Here is an 18193-nt window from a genome sequence, read left to right as displayed (position 1 = left end):
TGAATATTTTTATCGACTGAACAGGTCAATTTACAAAGATTCTATTTTTGATAATATATTCAAACGATTAGTCTCACATCCGCATCAGGGTTGGAAGCAAATCGTAGTCATTAAGTAAGTAACTCGATCGATTTAATAACCGCGTCTTGACTTACATATCCTTTAGATTTATTAAAAGTAAATTCACTAGGTTTAATACCTTTTTTATTTGAGCTTGGTCTTCGGTAATAACTACTTTGAACCATTCCTACTATAGTAATAATTTTGGTTTTACTAATCTTATGTTTACTATAAATACTATCTACTAAATCTTTCTTGGATCGGATGTCCCAAACTTTTTTTTTAAAAGTTCACGCCCAATTTCTAATTCGATTTCCTTGTTAGCTAATAATTTGCGTAGAATTCTGTTTTCTTCCTCAGCTTGCTTTAGCTCTTTACTACTAGTGTCATAAGTTACTTTTAAACCAGCTTCTCCCTGCTTCTCGTGTTTCTTCTTCCAGCTATACAAAGTGCCAGTGCTAACGCTGTATTTACGGCACGTTTCAACAACTCCTAATTCTTCTGAAAAGGATAGGATTTCTAGCTTTTCTTCTAAACTCCATTTCTTGTATTTCATATATCAAATGTACTATTTGAAATTTAAAATATCACTCCGAACTATTAAGGGGCTAAAATAATTATCAACTGCGTAACGAATTGCTGCAGCAATATCATTATCATGCTCATCTGCATTATTACAAATAACCAAAGGCATTATCTTAGTATGATGTGTAATTCCTTTTATTCCTATATCATTGGTTCTATCTGCTGCAATTATTCCTGAAACTAGTGTGCTGTGATTCTCTATTGTGTGCTCTTTTTTAATTGTATTTACTATTTCATTGTTTCCTTTTGCGACAAATACATCATCGTTAATAAAATGACGTTCATTAAATTCAAGATTTAAACATTCATTTTCAATGGAATTAAGTTGTAATTCTTGATCTTGTATATCCGTCAAAGTATTTTGATTTGATGCTAAGCTAGCCCTCATATAATCGATTAATGCGCCTAGATCTTTATCATTATCATCCCTTCTTCTCCTAAAACTTTTATCATTGATTTTGTGCTTTTGATACAAACTGTCCAACTGTTGGCTTGTATAATCTTCTTTTGGAAAATAGTGTTTTAAGGTGTCTTTGACCAATGGATATACTTGTATAAGATACTGCAAAGACCTTAACCAATTTTTATAAAATTTAGTTTCAGTATCAAACCTTAATTGGGCTCTTTGATATTCTTTGAATTGATTTAATTCATTCTTTGATAGTTGTGCCGCAGTTTTATCTTTAAATACGGGCGACCATTTTCTAATAATACGCACAAATTCATTGTTGCCCCATTTTATATAGTCTCCGTTACTATAACCTAGAAAATTCCACCCATTTACATCATCAATAAATCCATTACTATCATCGTCTATACCGTTATTTGCAATTTCTTTTGTGTTGATCCATATCTGATTTTGTAAATCTTCGTGTTTTAAATCAATTTTAGTATCAATAACAGCAACAATTATTTCCTTTGCTTTTGATACTTTTTTATTTTGTTTATACCATTTGTCTAAGGAAATACCTGGAATGCTGTCCTGCAGCTCATCTCTTTGAAACCAATTATTTAATGAACCATCTTGCTTTGTGGTGAGTAAATTACTGCTTGTCGTGTTCTCTTGAGAAAAACAGCTTACAAAATTTGCAATAAAAAGAAAACAAGTAAAATAATAAAGCGGCAATGATTTCATGATTAAGGTAATTTTAATGGTTCAAATGTATTAAAGTTGAACGATTCCTGTAAATAGAAATGTAAAGTTGTTACTGGAATTCCGTGAATTCCGCTATCTAAAATTCTATTGGCTTATTTTAAAACAGTTAAATTGCTCTAGTTTTACTCAATTCTTTGATAAAAAAGCTAGGCTTGATTTTATACTTTTTATAAAAAGCAGCCGAAAAGGCTTCAGCCGAATTAAAACCAAACTCACTTGCTAAGGAAGCTATGGTATAATTTTGCAAAACAGGTTGTGCTTGCAATTGCAAAACTGCTTCATTTACACGAAGCTCATTGATGTATTGTACAAACGTTTTTCCTTTTTGTTCATTAATAACTTTAGACAAATATTTAGTATTGGTGTTGAGTTGCAAAGCCAGTTTTTGAATAGAAATTATTTTTTCTATAAAGCCTTTATCGTTTTCAAACACTGTTAATTTCTCCAGTAATTCAAGTACAATTTCATTTGATAAACTTTGTTGTACTTGACTTTCTTTAGCATCAGGCGTGGTAAGCTGCGTTTCTAGAACAGTACTATTTTCTTCAATAGATCCGGCTGGATTCAGAATTGCTTCAAATCGATTTTGGTGTTGTTTTTTTAAGTAAAATTGGTAACCAATCAAGCCAGCAACGCCCACAACTAAAACTATAATCCATATATAAGAAGCAGACTGCTTTTTTTCCAAAGATTGTATTAAGGCTTCTTTCTCTGCAATTAAGTGCGGGGTATCGTATTCATCTCACAAAACTTTACTTAGTTGCTTGTAGTCACTTTGTAAAACGCTATCGATTTTTGTGAATGTGGTTAAATATTTCAATTGATTCTCTTTATCTCCCGTTTGTTTGTAATAATCAATTAAATAAAAGTAACCACCAACAAATTCGGGTATGATTGTTTTATTAATGACATACATTGAATCTACTTTTATATAATTTTTAATCGCATTTTCTTCATTACCCATACCCGCATAACACTTTCCTAAATAAAAATAAGATGCCAGTATGTTGCCATAGTTTTTATCTGATACTATTTTAGGTAATACCTTATTTATGCTATCTATAGCTGCTTTATAGTTTTTCTTTAATACTTGATTTGCACCTTCATTTAAAATAAAATATGAAATATAATAGTAGTCATTGGTAACTCTCGACTCTTCGTAACCCAATTTATTATAAAAACTCGTAGAATCTAAATTGTTTAATGATTTGTGAGCATCAGCTAAAGCGAACAAAACATTATGGTATTCAATTGCATAATTAGGAGACCTAACATCTTTCCCTTTATAATAATTAAAACATTCTCTGTAAAGCACAAGAGCTTCTTCCACTTGACCTAATTCTTCAGAGCGAAGCATACCTATCGAATGTTTTATATTAAAGTAAAAATCTAAATTGTTTTTTTTCGCTATCCTTTCAGCGATAAAAAAATTATCAAGTGCTTCAGCAAATCGAAACTGTTTTTTTAGTTCATATCCTTTTTTAGAATAGGACAAAGCTGGGAATTCTGTATCATTTATGTTTTTTGCGTAAGCAATTGAATAATCCAACAATTGAATTGCTTTAGCTCCCTCATACATGTGCGCTAATATGTAATAACCCCTAGATATATTTATGTGGCTATTGTTAGCGCGGGCTCTTTTTAAATATTCATTCGCATAATACAATTGTTTGACATCATTGCCTTTATTTTTAATGAAAGCATTTTTTAAATCCTCGTATACTGCAGATTTGTTAGAAGATTTACTTGTCTGAGACCATAAAAAGAAAGGAAACAGTACTAAAAGCACTATTTTTAAAAATTGCTGGTTAATCATTGTAGTTTGGTTTAGTGCAAAAAAAGATTATATAAATTGAAATGCAGTAAAAAACTACATTTCTATTTTAATTTTATTATGTTGATTTTCAATGTTTTAAAAATATAAATTATCGGAATTCACGGAATTCCGATAACAAGTATTTGCACATCCTCAACAACAATCCTAGTTTTGACCTCAGAAATGAAAAGCATTAAAAATAAAACGATAGCCAAAAAATATAAGCTTTATCAAAAAAAGGGAATAATTCAGCTGGTAGGTAACCCTTCAAAAAAAATACAGAGCATGGAGTTTATAAAGCTACGATCTCCATTAAAAAATGAGCATAAAAGTTCTCGAGAAACTTTTTTAAAAAAAGAATTTTAAAAATGAAAAAATGAATTTACAACCATTTTTAGATCAACTAAATAGTGCAAAAGTAAAAACTATAAAAGAAACAACTTTCACTGCACTTTTTGTGGTTATTGCTGCATCAGTTGAGATAATTTCTGATTGGGCCAATTTTATGGCTGGACTAATGGGAACACTACCTAACAATCACTCAAAAATGAAACTACCCAAAAACTTTTATTTATTCTTTGGAATTTTCTTTACCATAAACTTAATTTATTCCTTAATTGAGATCAGAGACACCTACGAATTATTCTCTTTCCCAGTTAATATTTGGGTATACAGAGGCTATAGATTGTTTATTGCTGTAGTGTTTATAATGATATATTTTAAAATGAGAGCCAACGATATGTCAAAACTAAATCAATAAGTATAAGTTCTGTCATCAAGAACCTTAAACCTACAAAATTTGTTTGAAAAATATACTTTTTAGTTCCTACTAGTTTACTGAAGTTTAAAAGCCCACAACTAATGAAATACTTTATTACTCAAACGTTACAAAATACAATTCTAATTGTGTTCATTTTACTTATACGAAATTTTTTTAAAGATGAAAAAAACATCGACATCTACAAACTATTGGACTTAGAACAAATCTATTTAATCCTCTTTTTTTCAGTAGCACTAGCAAGCTATGAAACATACAAAAAGAAGCAATCAGACTCAAAAAAGGAACTGAATCCATAAACATCATTTTAGATCTATCCTAAATGACCCTATAGACTTTGAAGTTAAATTATATCTTTTACATTAAAATTCATATAGAAATACTTCATTTTTCAAATCAAAAAGAATCCTAATAAAATCCTCATAAAAATACTATACATAAAATGATCACACTTCTACTGAAAATAATCATACTATACTGGAACCTAGTCGTGAATTTAATTACAGAAACTTTAGGTTAAATAACGAATTGGCATACTATTTGAAATAAAATTATAGCTATTTCAGTACAAAAAAAATGAAAAAATACATCTACTTTTTGATATGCTTCGCCATATTCACTACAACATCTTACGCCCAAAAAAAAGGTAAAACGGCTTTACCTGAAATTGAAAAAACAGTAAATACAAATCCCTGGCAAAATATAAAAACAATAAAATATTCTTGGTTAGAGACTATAGATAAAAAACAAATTGACTCCATTATGGGAACATCACTAATAATAACAAGTACAGAAAAACCAGTTAAAACATTCAAAAAGAAAAGCTAACCACAAAAAAAAGAGCCAACATTATGTTGGCTCTTTTCATATTTGTGTGTAAGTAATTACTATCCTTTTAAAGCTTCTGCTCCACCTACAATCTCTAAGATTTCATTGGTAATTGCAGCTTGACGTGCTTTATTATAAGTCAATTTCAATTGATTTCTCAATTCCGTTGCATTATCAGTTGCTTTGTGCATCGCTGTCATACGTGCTCCATGTTCAGAGGCAAATGAATCACGAATACCTTTATACAATTGAGTTTTTAATGATTTAGGAATCAAGGTCAAAACAATTTCTTCTTTTGAAGGCTCAAAAATATAATCACCTGCCGCAACAATAATATCTGTTTTCAGTGCTGCTAAAGGCAAGAACTGTTCAGTTTGAACAATTTGTGTAGCAGCATTTTTAAATTGATTGTAAATCAATTCAATCTTATCGTACTGCCCAGCAACAAATTTCTCCATTAACTCATCGGCAATTTTTGCCACATTGTCAAAAGTTAAATCATCAAAAACAGTACTATGATTTGCAACAACAGATAAAGTTTTGCTTAATACATCATTTCCTTTTTTACCTATTGCAAAAATATCTACTTGCTTTCCTGCATAAAATTCAGCACGGTTCTTAGCTTCTTTTATAACATTAGTATTAAAAGCTCCAGCTAAACCTCTATTAGAAGTTACTACAACAAGCAACACTTTTTTGATATCACGTTGTGTGGTATACTCACCACCAGCGTCACCCTCTAAAGTAGCAGAAAGATTTTGTAAAAGTTCTGTCAATTTTTCGGCATAAGGGCGCATAGCAGTGATTGCATCTTGTGCTTTCTTTAGCTTTGCTGCAGAAACCATTTTCATTGCCGATGTAATTTGCATCGTCGACGAAACGGAAGTAATTCTATTACGGATTTCCTTTAAATTTGCCATTGTTCTTTAAATATTAAGATTTAAGTATTAAGTATTAAGTCAAGGAAAAAACCTTAGAACTTAATACCTAATACTTAATACTTTTTTTAGTTATATTTCGCTGATAATTCTTTTGCAACAGTTTCAATTACATCTGTAATTTCATCAGTCAATTTTCCTGCTTTCAACGCATCAAGAGTTCCTCTATGTTTAGCATTTAAGAATTCTAAGAAATCTTTCTCGAATTCTCTAACTTTAGAAACAGGTACGTTTTTCAACAAGTTTTTTGATCCTGCATAAATAATAGCAACTTGATCTTCTACAGTATAAGGATCATTCAAACCTTGTTTCAAGATTTCAACGTTTCTTTTTCCTTTTTCGATTACGTTTAAAGTAACAGCATCCAAATCGGAACCAAATTTAGCAAACGCTTCCAATTCACGGAATTGTGCTTGGTCTAATTTTAAAGTACCAGCCACTTTTTTCATTGACTTAATTTGCGCATTTCCTCCAACACGAGATACTGAGATACCTACGTTGATCGCTGGACGAACTCCAGAGTTAAACAAATCTCCATCTAAGAAAATTTGACCGTCAGTAATCGAAATTACGTTTGTTGGGATGTATGCAGAAACGTCACCAGCTTGAGTTTCAATAATTGGTAAAGCAGTTAATGAACCGCCACCTTTTACAATTGATTTCAATGAATCTGGTAAATCATTCATGTTTTTAGCAATTCCATCATCAGCAATTACTTTACAAGCACGCTCTAATAAACGACTGTGTAAGTAAAAAACGTCTCCAGGATACGCCTCACGTCCCGGTGGTCTTCTCAATAAAAGAGAAACCTCACGGTAAGCAACAGCTTGTTTAGACAAATCATCATAAACGATCAACGCTGGACGACCTGAATCTCTGAAATATTCCCCAATAGCAGCACCTGCAAAAGGAGCATACACTTGCATAGGAGCTGGATCAGATGCATTTGCAGCAACGATCACTGTATACGCCATAGCACCTTTTTCTTCTAACATCTTAGCAATTCCTGCTACAGTAGAAGCTTTTTGTCCAATAGCTACGTAGATACAAAATACTGGTTTCCCAGCATCGTAAAATTCTTTCTGATTTAAGATAGTATCAATACAAACAGTTGATTTACCTGTTTGACGGTCACCAATAACTAGCTCACGTTGTCCACGTCCTACTGGGATCATTGCATCTACTGCTTTGATACCTGTTTGTAATGGCTCAGTAACTGGCTGACGGAAGATAACTCCAGGAGCTTTTCTTTCTAATGGCATTTCATATAAATCTCCACCGATTGGTCCTTTTCCATCAATAGGAAAACCTAGTGTATTTACAACACGACCTACCATTTGTTCTCCTACTTTAAGAGAAGCAATACGTTGTGTTCGTTTTGCAGTAGATCCTTCTTTGATTCCTGTAGATGGTCCTAAAAGTACCACACCCACATTGTCTTCTTCAAGGTTCAATACAATAGCTTCAAGTCCGTTTTCAAATTCAACTAACTCACCATATTGCACATTTGAAAGCCCGTAAATACGAGCAATACCGTCTCCAACTTGAAGTACAGTTCCTACTTCTTCTAGTGTAGCACCAGATTCAAAACCTTCTACTTGCTTTCTTAATATTGCTGAAATTTCAGCAGGTTTAATTTCCGCCATCTTAATTTATAATTTAGACACTTAATGTGTAATAAAAATTAGTTACTTAATTCTCTTTTTAAAACTTGTAATCTGTTAGCAACAGCAGCATTGTACTGCTTATCACCTATTCTAATAATAAAACCTCCAATAATAGCAGGATCTACCGTATTTATAATTGTAATTTTCTTATCAGACAAAGTAGCTACTTTAGCTAAAACTTTGGCTTCTAAAACTTCATCCATGGGAACAGCAGTAGTAACAGTTGCTACTTCAACTCCGTTCATTGTGTCAAACAAACCATTGTACTCTAATGCAATAGCACCTAGGATTTCAAATCTTTTGTTTTCAAATAACAAATGAAATAAACTTTTACTCACAGGATTTGCATCAGCAAAAACCTCTAGTAAAGCACTTTGTTTTTGATCTACTTTTAAAGTTGGATTTTCAATAAAGTTTTTCAATTCTAGATTTTCTGTAACAGTCAACGCAATAGTTTTCATATCAGCATTGACAGCATCAGCCACACCTTTTGACTGCGCGATTTCTAAAATTGCTTTCGCATAACGAATTGCTGCTCTAGTTCCTGACATAATGTTAGTTTAATTTTACGTCTCCTAACATGTTCTCAACTAGTTTAGTTTGAGCTTCTTTGTTAGATAATTCGCTTTTTAATAATTTCTCTGCAATGTCCAAAGATAAAGTAGAAACATGAGATTTCAATTCAGCCATTGCCGCATTTTTTTCTGCTGCAATAGCTACTTTTGCTTGCTCAATCATACGAGCTCCCTCTGCTTGCGCATCAGCTTTTGAATCAGCAATCATTTTCTCTCTCATTTCACGTGCTTCTTTTAACATAGCATCACGCTCTAAACGTGCTTCTTGTAAAATACGCTCATTTTCTGCAGTTAAATTTTGCATTTCCAAACGGGCAGTTTCAGCTGCAGCTAAAGCAGAGTTGATTGAATCTTCTCTTCCTTTTACTGCGCTCAAAATTGGTTTCCAAGCAAATTTCCCTAATAGGATAAAGAAAACTATAAAGATGATAGAGGTCCAAAAAATTAAACTCTCTGGTGCTGTAAAATTCATATATTTATATTTAAAAAGTTTGTTTTAGAAATAAAAACTTCCTGATACCAACCGTATCAGGAAGTTTTAAGCTTTAATTATGCGTTTGTAATTAACGCAACAACTACTGCGAAAAGTGCAACACCTTCAATAAGTGCAGCAGCAATAATCATAGCAGTCTGGATTTTTCCAGCAGCCTCAGGTTGACGAGCAATAGCGTCCATTGCAGAACCACCAATTTTTCCAATACCTAGACCTGCACCAATAACAGCTAATCCAGCTCCGATTCCAGCTAATACCATAATACTAAATTTAATATAGTTAATAATTAATAAAACACAAATTAATGGTGGTCGTGCTCCTCAACAGCCTGACCAATAAACAATGCAGTTAACAACGTGAAGATATATGCCTGCAACGCCGCAACCAACATTTCAAGTACACTCATGAACACTACGAAAGCTCCAGATATAGGTGCAACCGCTACTGTCTTGAATATAAAAATCAATGAGACCAAACTCAAGATGATAATGTGCCCTGCAGTGATGTTAGCAAATAAACGAATCATCAATGCGAAAGGTTTTGTCAACATACCAATAATTTCTACTGGTATCATAATAGGATATAATGCTTTAGGTACTGGTGGCAACAAAATGTGTTTCCAGTAATCTTTGCTTCCGCTAAAAGTAGTTACAATAAAAGTAATCAACGCCAATACAAATGTAAAGAAGATGTTACCTGTAAGGTTAGCACTAAATGGGAAAAAAGGAATTAGACCAATTAAGTTGTTAATCCAGATAAAGAAAAATATGGTTAACAAATACGGCATGTATTTGGCATATTTTTTAGTTCCAATATTAGGAATTGCAATTTCGTCTCTAACAAAAATAACTAATGGCTCTAGGAAACCTGCGATACCTTTTGGCGCTTTTGGGTTTTTCTTGTATGATCTTGCTACTGCAAAAAACAAGAAAAATAAAACCAAAGCCGACATTAACATAGAGAAGACATTTTTTGTAATCGAAAAATCAAGTGGTCTTGCATCAAATGCGAAAGCACCATTTTTTCTTTGATCTTCTGTTAAACTTTCAAATTTATCAGCATAAAAAATAACTTCATTGAAACGAACTAATTTTTGACCGTTTATATCAATTACATGATGACCTTCGTTATCGTGGTGAAATTGCTCCGAAGAGAAAACCTCTAAACCATTATTAGTCCACAAAATAACTGGAAGGTAAAACGAAATCGGGTGACCATCCCAATCAGCAATATGGAATTCATGCGAATCACCAATGTGATCATTAATCAATTCTGTGGCGTTGAATTCTTTTTCAGCAGAATGACCTGTTTCTCCGTGTGCTTCTGCAGCAGGAGTAGTGTTTTCAGTGTGATTTTGAAGACTATCCGCGCTTTCATTTGCGAAAGTAACCAATGGCATACACGCTAGAAAAGTTACTAACAGGAATTGAAGTGATTTTTTTGAAATTACCATTATTAATTGAGTATCTGATTTAACGTTTTTAAAATTTTTTGCAAAGGTACATATTTAATTGAAAATTGAAAATTATAATGATGATTTTAAAAAATGAATTTTACAATCGTCTTGCATTATTTTCAAGCAACTTATCTTTTATTTATCAATCGTACTGAAAATACAGTTTCAAAAAACAAAAATAGGAAATACGGTATAAAGAATGCAGCGATATCTAAATTAGTTTCTCTACCCTTTGTTTGTATCAGTGGAATTAAAAAAACAACCGAAGCCATCATTTTAAAAAACGTAATCCCCATAAAAGCAAACCCCGTGTATTCTGGTATTTTTGAATGAACAAAAAGTAGTATTATATATAGGAGTAATGACGATACAAATTGAAATAAATAAATACTCCAAGTTGTGTAAAAAAAATCGTGTTGAGATCCTAAAGCCGTTGTTGCATATTGCTGTGCAAAATACAATAGTAAGGTAAAGGGTATGCAATATTTTAAAAATGTAATTAATTTGCTCATTTATTATTTTTATTAATGTTGTTCACCTGACGTATGACATTATATAGCCCAACAAAAACAGAAAATAAAGATAGGCCAATGGTAAACCAAGGGGTTGTTCCATGAGTATATTTTCCGTCCAGCCATATTCCTAAATAAGTGAATAAAAAAATGACAATTCCCATTTGAAAAGGGATTCCCATAAATAAAAGCCACTTATTAACATTACTGTTTTTTGGTTCCTTTTTCACTGTCATTTGGTGTTTGACTTATATTTATCATTTTCATGGTACAGGTAGCCGTAAAATCAGCTCCTGGTTCTACAGAAAGTTTCCCTACAAGTACTTCACCATTTATGCGTGCCGTTGCTTTAATGTTTAAAAGTTCGGTTACTTGAATTTTACCTTCAAATTTTCCTTCTATATCGGCATTTTTACAAATTATATCTCCTTTTACACTACCCAAGGGACCGATAACAATTTTACCCTCTGAATGAAAATTGCCAATTAAATTTCCATCTAGTCTAAAATCAGCCTTAGAGGATATATCTCCTGTAATTGTTGTAGCTTCTACAATTCTATTTGTTTTGCCTAAAAGATCAGTGTAAGGTTTTTGCTTTTTATCAAACATAGTTTATTTTTTTAGACCCAGATACGCCTCCAGATTTTTTTTTATTTGAATTACTTTGTAATTATCATTGCTAATCACAATGGCATTTGGCACATTTTCAATTGGTTTTAATGCTTGTATTTTTGTTGTGATGTTTCTTGCAAATGTACTAGAATTAAATCCGTGGATTGTGATGAAATTTTCTTTTTCATTATACACATCAAATGACAAAGACAATTCAGTTAGATCATTTTCTTTTATAAATTTGGTTAATTTATCTGTTAAGAGTTTAGTGGCTTCGGCATCTTTTTTCCCTATGGTGTACAATACTTTCCACTTACCGCTTTCTGTTGTCTTGAAATCTATTTTTTCTAAAAATGGAATTTGCTCTTTTAAGGTAAGCACTGCACCCTTACCTTCTTCGCTATTTGGATAATTATCAGCAACATCTTGCAATGCATTTTTAAAGGCCGTTACTCCTCTTAGTTTACCTATGGTATTGGCCTTAAGCAATTCAAATTTTGACACTATTGCATCCCCTGAAAATTGTGTAATTAATGGGTCTATGTTTTCTAATACTGTTACGTAGTCTTCATTCTGGAAAATTCTATACCATTTGTTATACGTTGTTTCTGGAGTTTCTTCTACAGTTACTGAACTTGAGCTGGTATTGCTTATAATTTGAGCATAGCGAGAATTAGGGAATTGAGTCTCTATTTTTTGTTTTATAGCGGCTGCTTTACTCACATCGGTAATTTGGTATAATTTATACAAATTGTAAAGTGATGGCAATACTAGTTTTTCCTCAGGATTGTTTAAAAGTAATTGCTCTAACTTGGCTATTGCCAATTGATTTTCTTTGAATTTTTCCTTGTAGATTATTCCTAACTGATAGTAGGCCTCATTTCGGTCTTTATTTAACTTATCCAAGTCGGCTTGTTCAGTAGGTAATTTCTTGATGTAAAAATCAGTAGTAAACTGCTCCGCAACGGCTGTTGTTGTTTCTCCTGCTGCGCTTGTAAGTGGCGAATTAGTATCATCGTTTGCCAAACTAGAATTTGAGGTAGCTTTTAGGATTCTCCAATTGCCTGTGGCTTCTCTATCTCCCCAATTTTTTTTAAATTCTACTTTTCCAAAAGCTACTGTGGTAGGATTGTAAAAATAAAAGGTGCTGAGTGCTTGTTGTGAAATAGGTGCGTTCCCTGATGGCGGAAGCATTGCGTTTCTTCCTCCAGGGGGTACCGGGCTTAAATTTTCAGCTGGATCTATTGAATTAATTGATGTATTTGCAGCTAAATTTTCAGCAATGCGTTTGTTTTTTTCTTCAAGTATTCGTTTTTGTTCTTCTTTTTCTTTGAGTACCGCAATGTGTTTTTCATAATATGCAATTCTATCTGTTGTACTCATGGCTACAACCCGCAGGATACTGTCATTTCTATTGGCAATGGTTTCGTATAAAATAACCTCATCAAGATCCGTTCTAATTTTCTTGATTTTTGCAAACTCTCTAGTCTTATCATTAAGTTTTACCAACGTACTATCATAATACTTGGCTGCAATAGGATATTTTGTATTTCTAAAATACATATTCCCCAGATTTCTATAGTTTGAAGCTACGAGATAAGCATCTTTAGAATTTGATTTTAAGGATTCATTATACAACGCAACTGCTTGTTCTTGTTTGTTTTGCTTGTCCTGAAATAAGGCCATTTGATGAAAGATCAAATCCTTAAATGGACGGTTTTCTCGATCATTTATTAATTTGTTAAAGGTTTTAGTGAACAATGCCACATCTCCTTTTTGATAATCAAAAAGCGTTGCTTTTTTTGCTTGAGCTTGAATGACAAACTTGCGCTCCGCTTTTCTGTTCATGTCAATGACTGATTGGTAGATTACAACGGCACTATCTTTATGTCCTAACTCTTGATATAACTGCCCTAAAATAAAACGGTATCTTGCTCTTTCTTGATTAATTCTTGTGAAATCTATGGCTAATTTTAATTTGGCCACAGCACTATCTTTTTGTTCTTGATTTAAAAAAGAAGAAGCCAAAAGGGCATTTGCATCTGCGAAAACTTGTTTTTTTACTTCGTGATCCTTTAGTAATTTGCTAATATTCTTGATAACGAGTGGGTCATTACCCAAACGCATATTGGTTTTTTCACGCCAAATCTTAGCTTCGTAAATTTTACTACTATTGGGGTATTTGTAAAGGATGTAATTGAATGCATCAAGAGCTGGTATAAACCTTTGGTCATAATATCTGGCTTTTCCTAGCATGAGATATGCCTCATCAATTTGCATGTTTTTTTCTCGGCCGTTAATGTTCATAGAGTGTTTTTGAATGGCTTTAGTCGCTTTGGTTTCGGCCAATTCAAAATCAGGGTTTTTAGCTTTGTTTGAAGCTGAAAATTCCTCTGAAATTTGCATTTTTTCTATGGGTAGAATATTCCAAAAATTATCATCGCTGTTGTCGTTGACGGTTTTTATTCCTTTGTCTAAGGCTATTTGTCCGTTGTAAAGGATGTTGTATTCTGTACTTAAGGCATGGGAATTTCTAGAAATGAAGGTATCTTTTTTTGTAGAACAGGCTACAAAAAAAGTAAGAAGCAACCCGAGAGATAATGTTTTAAATATATTGATTTTCAATGGAAAACGTTTTTATCAATTAACTAAAAAATACACCTTTTAGTATATTACTGGTAAAAATACATTTCTTTTTGATAACGTGAAAATTATGATGCTTTATTTGGTTAATGTGAGTGCGTAAGGGATTGCAGCGGCATCCTTTATTTTTTTTCTTTAAAAAAATAAAGATAGAGCGAAAAGCCCGACCCGAGGTCTCGTTTTACTGAACGAGACTGAGGGTTACGGTTACGCCCAAAAGAAAACGCTAATTCATTTAGTAGATATTCTCCTGGGAGCCTCTCATAAGCGAATTAGCGTTGTCTATTTTATAGAACTGTTGTGCTGAATTTATACGGCAAAAAACTGCTCTAATTCTTGTAAGGTTTCTGGTGATGTTTGAATGTCTTTGACCACGTTTCCTTTGTGCATGGCAACAATCCTGTCACTAACCTCAACGGTATGTTGCAAATCATGGCTTGACACAAGCACGGTTACGTTAGGATCATCGGCTAGATCTTTGATGATTTTTTTTAATCGGAATTGCGTGGTTGGATCTAAATTCGCAAACGGTTCGTCAAGAATCACTACTTCGGGATTGCCAATAAGAGTGGCAATGATACCAACTTTTTTCTGGTTTCCTTTTGATAAATCGCGTAAATATTTTTTGTTTTTAAGGATTTCGCCGTTGAAAAACTCTTCATGTTTGGCTAGTAAAACATCAACATCGGCTTTGTTTTGACCGCGTAAATCGCCAATGAAATAAAAATATTCTTCGGGAGTTAGGTATCCTATCAAGAAGCTTTCGTCTAGGAACGATGCTGTAAAAGGTTTCCAGGATTCGCAGGTATTGACTTGTACGCCATGGTTAATGATGTTTCCTGTTGAGGGCTGGATTAAATCTAAAAGCAAACTGAAAAAGGTGGTTTTTCCAGCGCCGTTGTTACCTACTAAGCCAAAGCTTTCCCCTTTTTTTATCTCTAAAGAATCTATTTTTAATACGGTTGTTCCGTTATATGTTTTTGATAAGTTGTTTACTTGTATCATTTTTTGAAGTTTTATAGGTTGGTTTGTTGTTGCTTGAATTGCTTAATCTATTTTTTAAACCATTAAGGGATTAAGAAAATTAAGAGTTGATTGCTCAGCATTATTTTATAATTGTTGATAGTGTTTTTTTTAAACCATTAAGGGATTAAGAAAATTAAGCACCATCGCATTAAATTATCTTTATGAATCTTATCCTTTTTGTTTGTATGCTGCTATGGTAGCGTATTTCTCTGATTTATAAGTTTTTTCAATCAATGAAAATGCTTTTTCTTTGAATGCAAAACCTATTACACCTAGGGCTGCTACTAGCGCTAAACCTATAGTTGGACTGCCATATTTAGATCCAAGCCAATACAATAATACAGGTAATCCTAGTTGTGGTATGGAGATGAGCATGGTTTTTACATTGAAGGCTTTTTTATCTCCAAAAGCGCCTTTTCCTGAACTTAAATCAATAGGTGTTTTAGTGTACGCTCCTCCTAATAATACAAGATGTGAGTTGACACCAATGTTATAAATGGCTCCTACAATTATGGTTAAGTAGACTTGTATTCCAAAATAAAGATAGAACGAAGCAATAACTGTTGTGACTATAGTAGCGATTACCATCAACCACCATTTTGAACTCAAATAGCCTTTGTACGGAATATTTTGTGTCATCATGAGCTGGTAATACGAGCTATCCCAACTCGGCACAAATTGTCCGAAAGTAATTAAGAATCCACCTGAAACTATAATCCCGCCCAAAATTTGCATTGAAGGATTGCTGTACATAGGAATTCCATTACTGAAAAACAGTAAGCCGTAAACAAGAAACATAACGCTAAGTCCAACCGTAGTTTTAGAACGTTTGTTTCTTTTAATCAATTTGATGTCATTTTTCAAGAAAGTTCCGATGGATCCAAACTGGTTCAACCAAGTTAGGTCTTCTGTTTTGGCCTCATCGTGTTTGCTAGATAAACCTGCGTCTAGGTACAAGTTATTTTTGAAATATTGAAAAGTAACATAATACAAAACAACTAGTGCAACAACTGGTATTAAAAATGCCCAATAGGTATTGAAAAGTGCATTAAAAAACGGAGCTACATAAGCTGTAATATCAAATATGCCATAGTAATGCAATCCTCCTAAAACGGCTGTTGTTCCTAAAAATACGGCAAATAAATTATCTTTATTGCTCAACAATATATTGATAAAATTGTTACCATATAACAAAGAATAAACAGCCAAGAACCACAGTACCACTGAGGCTGGATCATATCCTTCTATAAGTAATACTATACTAAAGGGAATTAAAAAGAAGGCATGAATAATGTTGAAAAAAGACAAAATAGTTTTCCCTAGCGAGAAATGGACAATAGTTGATTTATTGATGGGGAAAATCAACAAAGGGCGAATATTGAGCACTGGAATTTTTTGAAGCATCAAGCGGATAATTAAATCCATGATTACATAGTAAAATAGGAATTGATTTACCGCTACCACAGGATCTAGCTTCATTTTCTTCAGGATATAAAATGCTCCTACCCCTACTCCTAGGAAAATTAAAATGAAATAAGCGGCTAAAAAGCCCATCAGGATTTTTAGTGCCAAATTAGATGCGAAGGAAGCTGACCTAGTGAAAGCTTTCCACTCGAGATAAAGGAATTTTGAAATCATATTTTGGTTTTTTGGTTTGCTAGTAAGTAGATCGAAATAAAAAAATGTTACAATTTTTCGTATTTATATTCTGGATAGGTTTGTTCTAGGTAGGTTTGTGTTTTGGATGGGATTATTTTAAAAATGATGAAAAGGGCTTTGTCCTTCATTCATTTTTAACTGTATAAAAATTGGTTTGCGGCGTGTATGTCATGCTGAGGAACGAAGCATCTCAACTATGAATAGCAAACAAATCATCAAGAAATCCCATGTCAGGATTTATGGTTTTTATTAATGCTATTTTCTTATCTCTCTTCCAGCCTTTAATTTCTTTTTCCCTTGCAATTGCAACTTGAATCCAAGTAAACTTCTCGAAGTATAACAAATGAAAAACCTTGTATTTACTTGTAAATGAGTCTGAATTCAAGGAATCTTTATGCTGCTGTAGCCTTACTTTTAAATTATTTGTCACGCCCGTGTACAAGACTGTTTTAGCTTTGTTAGTTAACATGTATAAATAAATAGGTATGATAACCTTCTTGATATTCAATCATGGCTTTCTCTTTTAAAATAAATTGCTAGTTTGTAGAGATGCTTCGTACCTCAGCATCATGGGTAATCTCAGTAAATTAGTACTTTAAGACCCTAATATATAGGTTGGCCAACTGCACTGTGAGCAACTTGTTAAGATGCTTCGTACCTCAGCATGACAAATTTGGAGAAATCTATTCTTACAAAAACCTACGTTAATTTCAATTTTTTTACGATTTTAAAATGTTCACTAGCCAACATTAATTGAAAGAAAGAGTATACAAATGGACTACATAATAATATACAACCTACTAAATTTTGCAAAAAAGAACTAGTAGCATCAAAATGCTTCAATGGATCTCTATAGATGTTAAACTGTAAGCAAAATAAAAAAACGACCCAACCTCTGAAAAGAAACAATCTTCCGTACATAGTTTTAATTGTAGATCTCCAAATCAAGAACATACTTATACTGGTACATACCATCAAAAGGGTATAAACTCCTTGTAAAGCTAAACTAATGGCTTTAAAGGTTTCTTTTTGAAATGTATTTGAAACTATAACAGCTAATAGAGACCCGAAAACAAGAACTGAAAAAAATACATGTAAAGCCTCTCTTTTAGAATAAGCGACTAATTTGTCTACTACAAATCGAGGTGCTTTAAAGAAAGCTCCTAACCAAGCATAACTTGAAGAAATTATTAGTGCACTTTTCCATTTCTCAAAAACTGATTTACAGACATTGTCAAATGAAATTTCTTCATGACTCATTCTTTCTTCAATTTCTGATGCTATGTGGTCAATTATTTCTAGCTTCACATCTTGATAAACAAGACCATTTAAAACTAAAGTTCCTTCTATTTGGGCTATTTGTTCGGTGGTTAATTTCATCTTGAAAAA

General features: G+C 32.7%; 20 protein-coding genes. 3 read left to right on the top strand and 17 right to left on the bottom strand.

What is annotated here, in order from left to right:
* Window positions 1-304: 304 nt before the first annotated feature.
* From FJV36_RS15485 to FJV36_RS15470, 4 genes are all read right to left on the bottom strand, one after another.
* The gene (locus FJV36_RS15485) at window positions 305-616 is read right to left on the bottom strand and encodes a transposase (RefSeq protein ID WP_158727651.1); all 312 of its coding nucleotides are present in this window, start codon (window positions 614-616) and stop codon (window positions 305-307) included.
* A 12-nt stretch (window positions 617-628) separates the two neighbouring features.
* Window positions 629-1780, bottom strand: coding sequence for a S8 family serine peptidase (locus FJV36_RS15480; RefSeq protein WP_158728090.1), 1152 nt, complete (start codon window positions 1778-1780; stop codon window positions 629-631).
* Between the two features lie 127 nt (window positions 1781-1907).
* Window positions 1908-2489 (bottom strand): AraC family transcriptional regulator, encoded by a 582-nt coding sequence (locus FJV36_RS15475; protein ID WP_158728089.1) that lies wholly within the window; start codon window positions 2487-2489, stop codon window positions 1908-1910.
* Window positions 2490-2543: 54 nt separating this feature from the next.
* Complete coding sequence (locus tag FJV36_RS15470; RefSeq protein WP_158728088.1) at window positions 2544-3617, bottom strand: hypothetical protein; 1074 nt, start codon at window positions 3615-3617, stop codon at window positions 2544-2546.
* A gap of 376 nt (window positions 3618-3993) precedes the next feature.
* On the opposite strand from FJV36_RS15470, the gene FJV36_RS15465 reads away from it, so the two are divergent.
* Window positions 3994-4377, top strand: coding sequence for a hypothetical protein (locus FJV36_RS15465; RefSeq protein WP_158728087.1), 384 nt, complete (start codon window positions 3994-3996; stop codon window positions 4375-4377).
* A 594-nt stretch (window positions 4378-4971) separates the two neighbouring features.
* Window positions 4972-5223, top strand: a complete 252-nt coding sequence (locus FJV36_RS15460; RefSeq protein ID WP_086455042.1) for a hypothetical protein — start codon at window positions 4972-4974, stop codon at window positions 5221-5223.
* A 59-nt stretch (window positions 5224-5282) separates the two neighbouring features.
* Here the strand turns inward: FJV36_RS15460 and atpG are convergent, their stop codons facing one another.
* From atpG to atpB, 6 genes are all read right to left on the bottom strand, one after another.
* Complete coding sequence (gene atpG, locus FJV36_RS15455; protein WP_158728086.1) at window positions 5283-6143, bottom strand: ATP synthase F1 subunit gamma; 861 nt, start codon at window positions 6141-6143, stop codon at window positions 5283-5285.
* A gap of 86 nt (window positions 6144-6229) precedes the next feature.
* Complete coding sequence (gene atpA, locus FJV36_RS15450; RefSeq protein ID WP_144889987.1) at window positions 6230-7807, bottom strand: F0F1 ATP synthase subunit alpha; 1578 nt, start codon at window positions 7805-7807, stop codon at window positions 6230-6232.
* Between the two features lie 38 nt (window positions 7808-7845).
* Window positions 7846-8379 carry an ATP synthase F1 subunit delta gene (gene atpH, locus FJV36_RS15445; protein ID WP_158728085.1) on the bottom strand — a complete coding sequence of 178 codons (534 nt, stop codon included), beginning with the start codon at window positions 8377-8379 and terminating at the stop codon, window positions 7846-7848.
* A 4-nt stretch (window positions 8380-8383) separates the two neighbouring features.
* Window positions 8384-8875 carry a F0F1 ATP synthase subunit B gene (locus FJV36_RS15440; protein WP_158728084.1) on the bottom strand — a complete coding sequence of 164 codons (492 nt, stop codon included), beginning with the start codon at window positions 8873-8875 and terminating at the stop codon, window positions 8384-8386.
* A gap of 77 nt (window positions 8876-8952) precedes the next feature.
* Complete coding sequence (gene atpE / locus FJV36_RS15435) at window positions 8953-9156, bottom strand: ATP synthase F0 subunit C (protein ID WP_039113322.1); 204 nt, start codon at window positions 9154-9156, stop codon at window positions 8953-8955.
* A 41-nt stretch (window positions 9157-9197) separates the two neighbouring features.
* Window positions 9198-10349 (bottom strand): F0F1 ATP synthase subunit A, encoded by a 1152-nt coding sequence (gene atpB, locus FJV36_RS15430; protein ID WP_158728083.1) that lies wholly within the window; start codon window positions 10347-10349, stop codon window positions 9198-9200.
* Window positions 10350-10442: 93 nt separating this feature from the next.
* Between atpB and FJV36_RS15425 the strand changes: the two genes are divergently transcribed.
* Complete coding sequence (locus tag FJV36_RS15425) at window positions 10443-10685, top strand: hypothetical protein (protein WP_158728082.1); 243 nt, start codon at window positions 10443-10445, stop codon at window positions 10683-10685.
* A gap of 175 nt (window positions 10686-10860) precedes the next feature.
* Here FJV36_RS15425 and FJV36_RS15420 read toward each other — a convergent pair whose 3' ends face one another.
* The 7 genes from FJV36_RS15420 to FJV36_RS15390 form a co-directional block, all read right to left on the bottom strand.
* Window positions 10861-11046, bottom strand: coding sequence for an AtpZ/AtpI family protein (locus FJV36_RS15420; protein WP_254906633.1), 186 nt, complete (start codon window positions 11044-11046; stop codon window positions 10861-10863).
* 22 nt (window positions 11047-11068) lie between these two features.
* Entirely contained in the window at window positions 11069-11473 is a 405-nt protein-coding gene (locus FJV36_RS15415; RefSeq protein ID WP_158728081.1) for a polymer-forming cytoskeletal protein, read from the bottom strand.
* A gap of 3 nt (window positions 11474-11476) precedes the next feature.
* A complete protein-coding gene (locus tag FJV36_RS15410; RefSeq protein ID WP_158728080.1) occupies window positions 11477-14101 on the bottom strand; it encodes a tetratricopeptide repeat protein in 2625 nt (874 codons plus the stop codon).
* Between the two features lie 327 nt (window positions 14102-14428).
* Window positions 14429-15124: an ABC transporter ATP-binding protein gene (locus FJV36_RS15405; protein ID WP_158728079.1), complete on the bottom strand. Its 696-nt coding sequence runs from the start codon at window positions 15122-15124 to the stop codon at window positions 14429-14431.
* Between the two features lie 189 nt (window positions 15125-15313).
* Entirely contained in the window at window positions 15314-16783 is a 1470-nt protein-coding gene (locus FJV36_RS15400) for a DUF5687 family protein (RefSeq protein ID WP_158728078.1), read from the bottom strand.
* 211 nt (window positions 16784-16994) lie between these two features.
* On the bottom strand, window positions 16995-17273 hold the full coding sequence (locus tag FJV36_RS15395) for a GIY-YIG nuclease family protein (protein WP_158728077.1): 279 nt from the start codon (window positions 17271-17273) through the stop codon (window positions 16995-16997).
* Between the two features lie 230 nt (window positions 17274-17503).
* Window positions 17504-18184 carry a hypothetical protein gene (locus tag FJV36_RS15390; protein WP_158728076.1) on the bottom strand — a complete coding sequence of 227 codons (681 nt, stop codon included), beginning with the start codon at window positions 18182-18184 and terminating at the stop codon, window positions 17504-17506.
* Window positions 18185-18193: the final 9 nt, after the last annotated feature.

The sequence above is a fragment of the Flavobacterium sp. I-STPP5a genome, from assembly GCF_009764685.1.
GTDB lineage: Bacteria > Bacteroidota > Bacteroidia > Flavobacteriales > Flavobacteriaceae > Flavobacterium.
This window is presented reverse-complemented; position numbering and strand designations above follow the sequence as displayed.

Excerpts from the sequence above, each read along its gene's own strand:
- FJV36_RS15485 (WP_158727651.1), bottom strand. The coding sequence starts at position 616 with ATGAAATACAAGAAATGGAGTTTAGAAGAAAAGCTAGAAATCCTATCC.
- FJV36_RS15480 (WP_158728090.1), bottom strand. The coding sequence starts at position 1,780 with ATGAAATCATTGCCGCTTTATTATTTTACTTGTTTTCTTTTTATTGCA.
- FJV36_RS15470 (WP_158728088.1), bottom strand. The coding sequence starts at position 3,617 with ATGATTAACCAGCAATTTTTAAAAATAGTGCTTTTAGTACTGTTTCCT.
- FJV36_RS15465 (WP_158728087.1), top strand. The coding sequence starts at position 3,994 with ATGAATTTACAACCATTTTTAGATCAACTAAATAGTGCAAAAGTAAAA.
- FJV36_RS15460 (WP_086455042.1), top strand. The coding sequence starts at position 4,972 with ATGAAAAAATACATCTACTTTTTGATATGCTTCGCCATATTCACTACA.
- atpG (WP_158728086.1), bottom strand. The coding sequence starts at position 6,143 with ATGGCAAATTTAAAGGAAATCCGTAATAGAATTACTTCCGTTTCGTCG.
- atpA (WP_144889987.1), bottom strand. The coding sequence starts at position 7,807 with ATGGCGGAAATTAAACCTGCTGAAATTTCAGCAATATTAAGAAAGCAA.
- atpH (WP_158728085.1), bottom strand. The coding sequence starts at position 8,379 with ATGTCAGGAACTAGAGCAGCAATTCGTTATGCGAAAGCAATTTTAGAA.
- FJV36_RS15440 (WP_158728084.1), bottom strand. The coding sequence starts at position 8,875 with ATGAATTTTACAGCACCAGAGAGTTTAATTTTTTGGACCTCTATCATC.
- atpE (WP_039113322.1), bottom strand. The coding sequence starts at position 9,156 with ATGGTATTAGCTGGAATCGGAGCTGGATTAGCTGTTATTGGTGCAGGT.
- atpB (WP_158728083.1), bottom strand. The coding sequence starts at position 10,349 with ATGGTAATTTCAAAAAAATCACTTCAATTCCTGTTAGTAACTTTTCTA.
- FJV36_RS15425 (WP_158728082.1), top strand. The coding sequence starts at position 10,443 with ATGAATTTTACAATCGTCTTGCATTATTTTCAAGCAACTTATCTTTTA.
- FJV36_RS15420 (WP_254906633.1), bottom strand. The coding sequence starts at position 11,046 with ATGGGAATCCCTTTTCAAATGGGAATTGTCATTTTTTTATTCACTTAT.
- FJV36_RS15415 (WP_158728081.1), bottom strand. The coding sequence starts at position 11,473 with ATGTTTGATAAAAAGCAAAAACCTTACACTGATCTTTTAGGCAAAACA.
- FJV36_RS15405 (WP_158728079.1), bottom strand. The coding sequence starts at position 15,124 with ATGATACAAGTAAACAACTTATCAAAAACATATAACGGAACAACCGTA.
- FJV36_RS15400 (WP_158728078.1), bottom strand. The coding sequence starts at position 16,783 with ATGATTTCAAAATTCCTTTATCTCGAGTGGAAAGCTTTCACTAGGTCA.
- FJV36_RS15395 (WP_158728077.1), bottom strand. The coding sequence starts at position 17,273 with ATGTTAACTAACAAAGCTAAAACAGTCTTGTACACGGGCGTGACAAAT.
- FJV36_RS15390 (WP_158728076.1), bottom strand. The coding sequence starts at position 18,184 with ATGAAATTAACCACCGAACAAATAGCCCAAATAGAAGGAACTTTAGTT.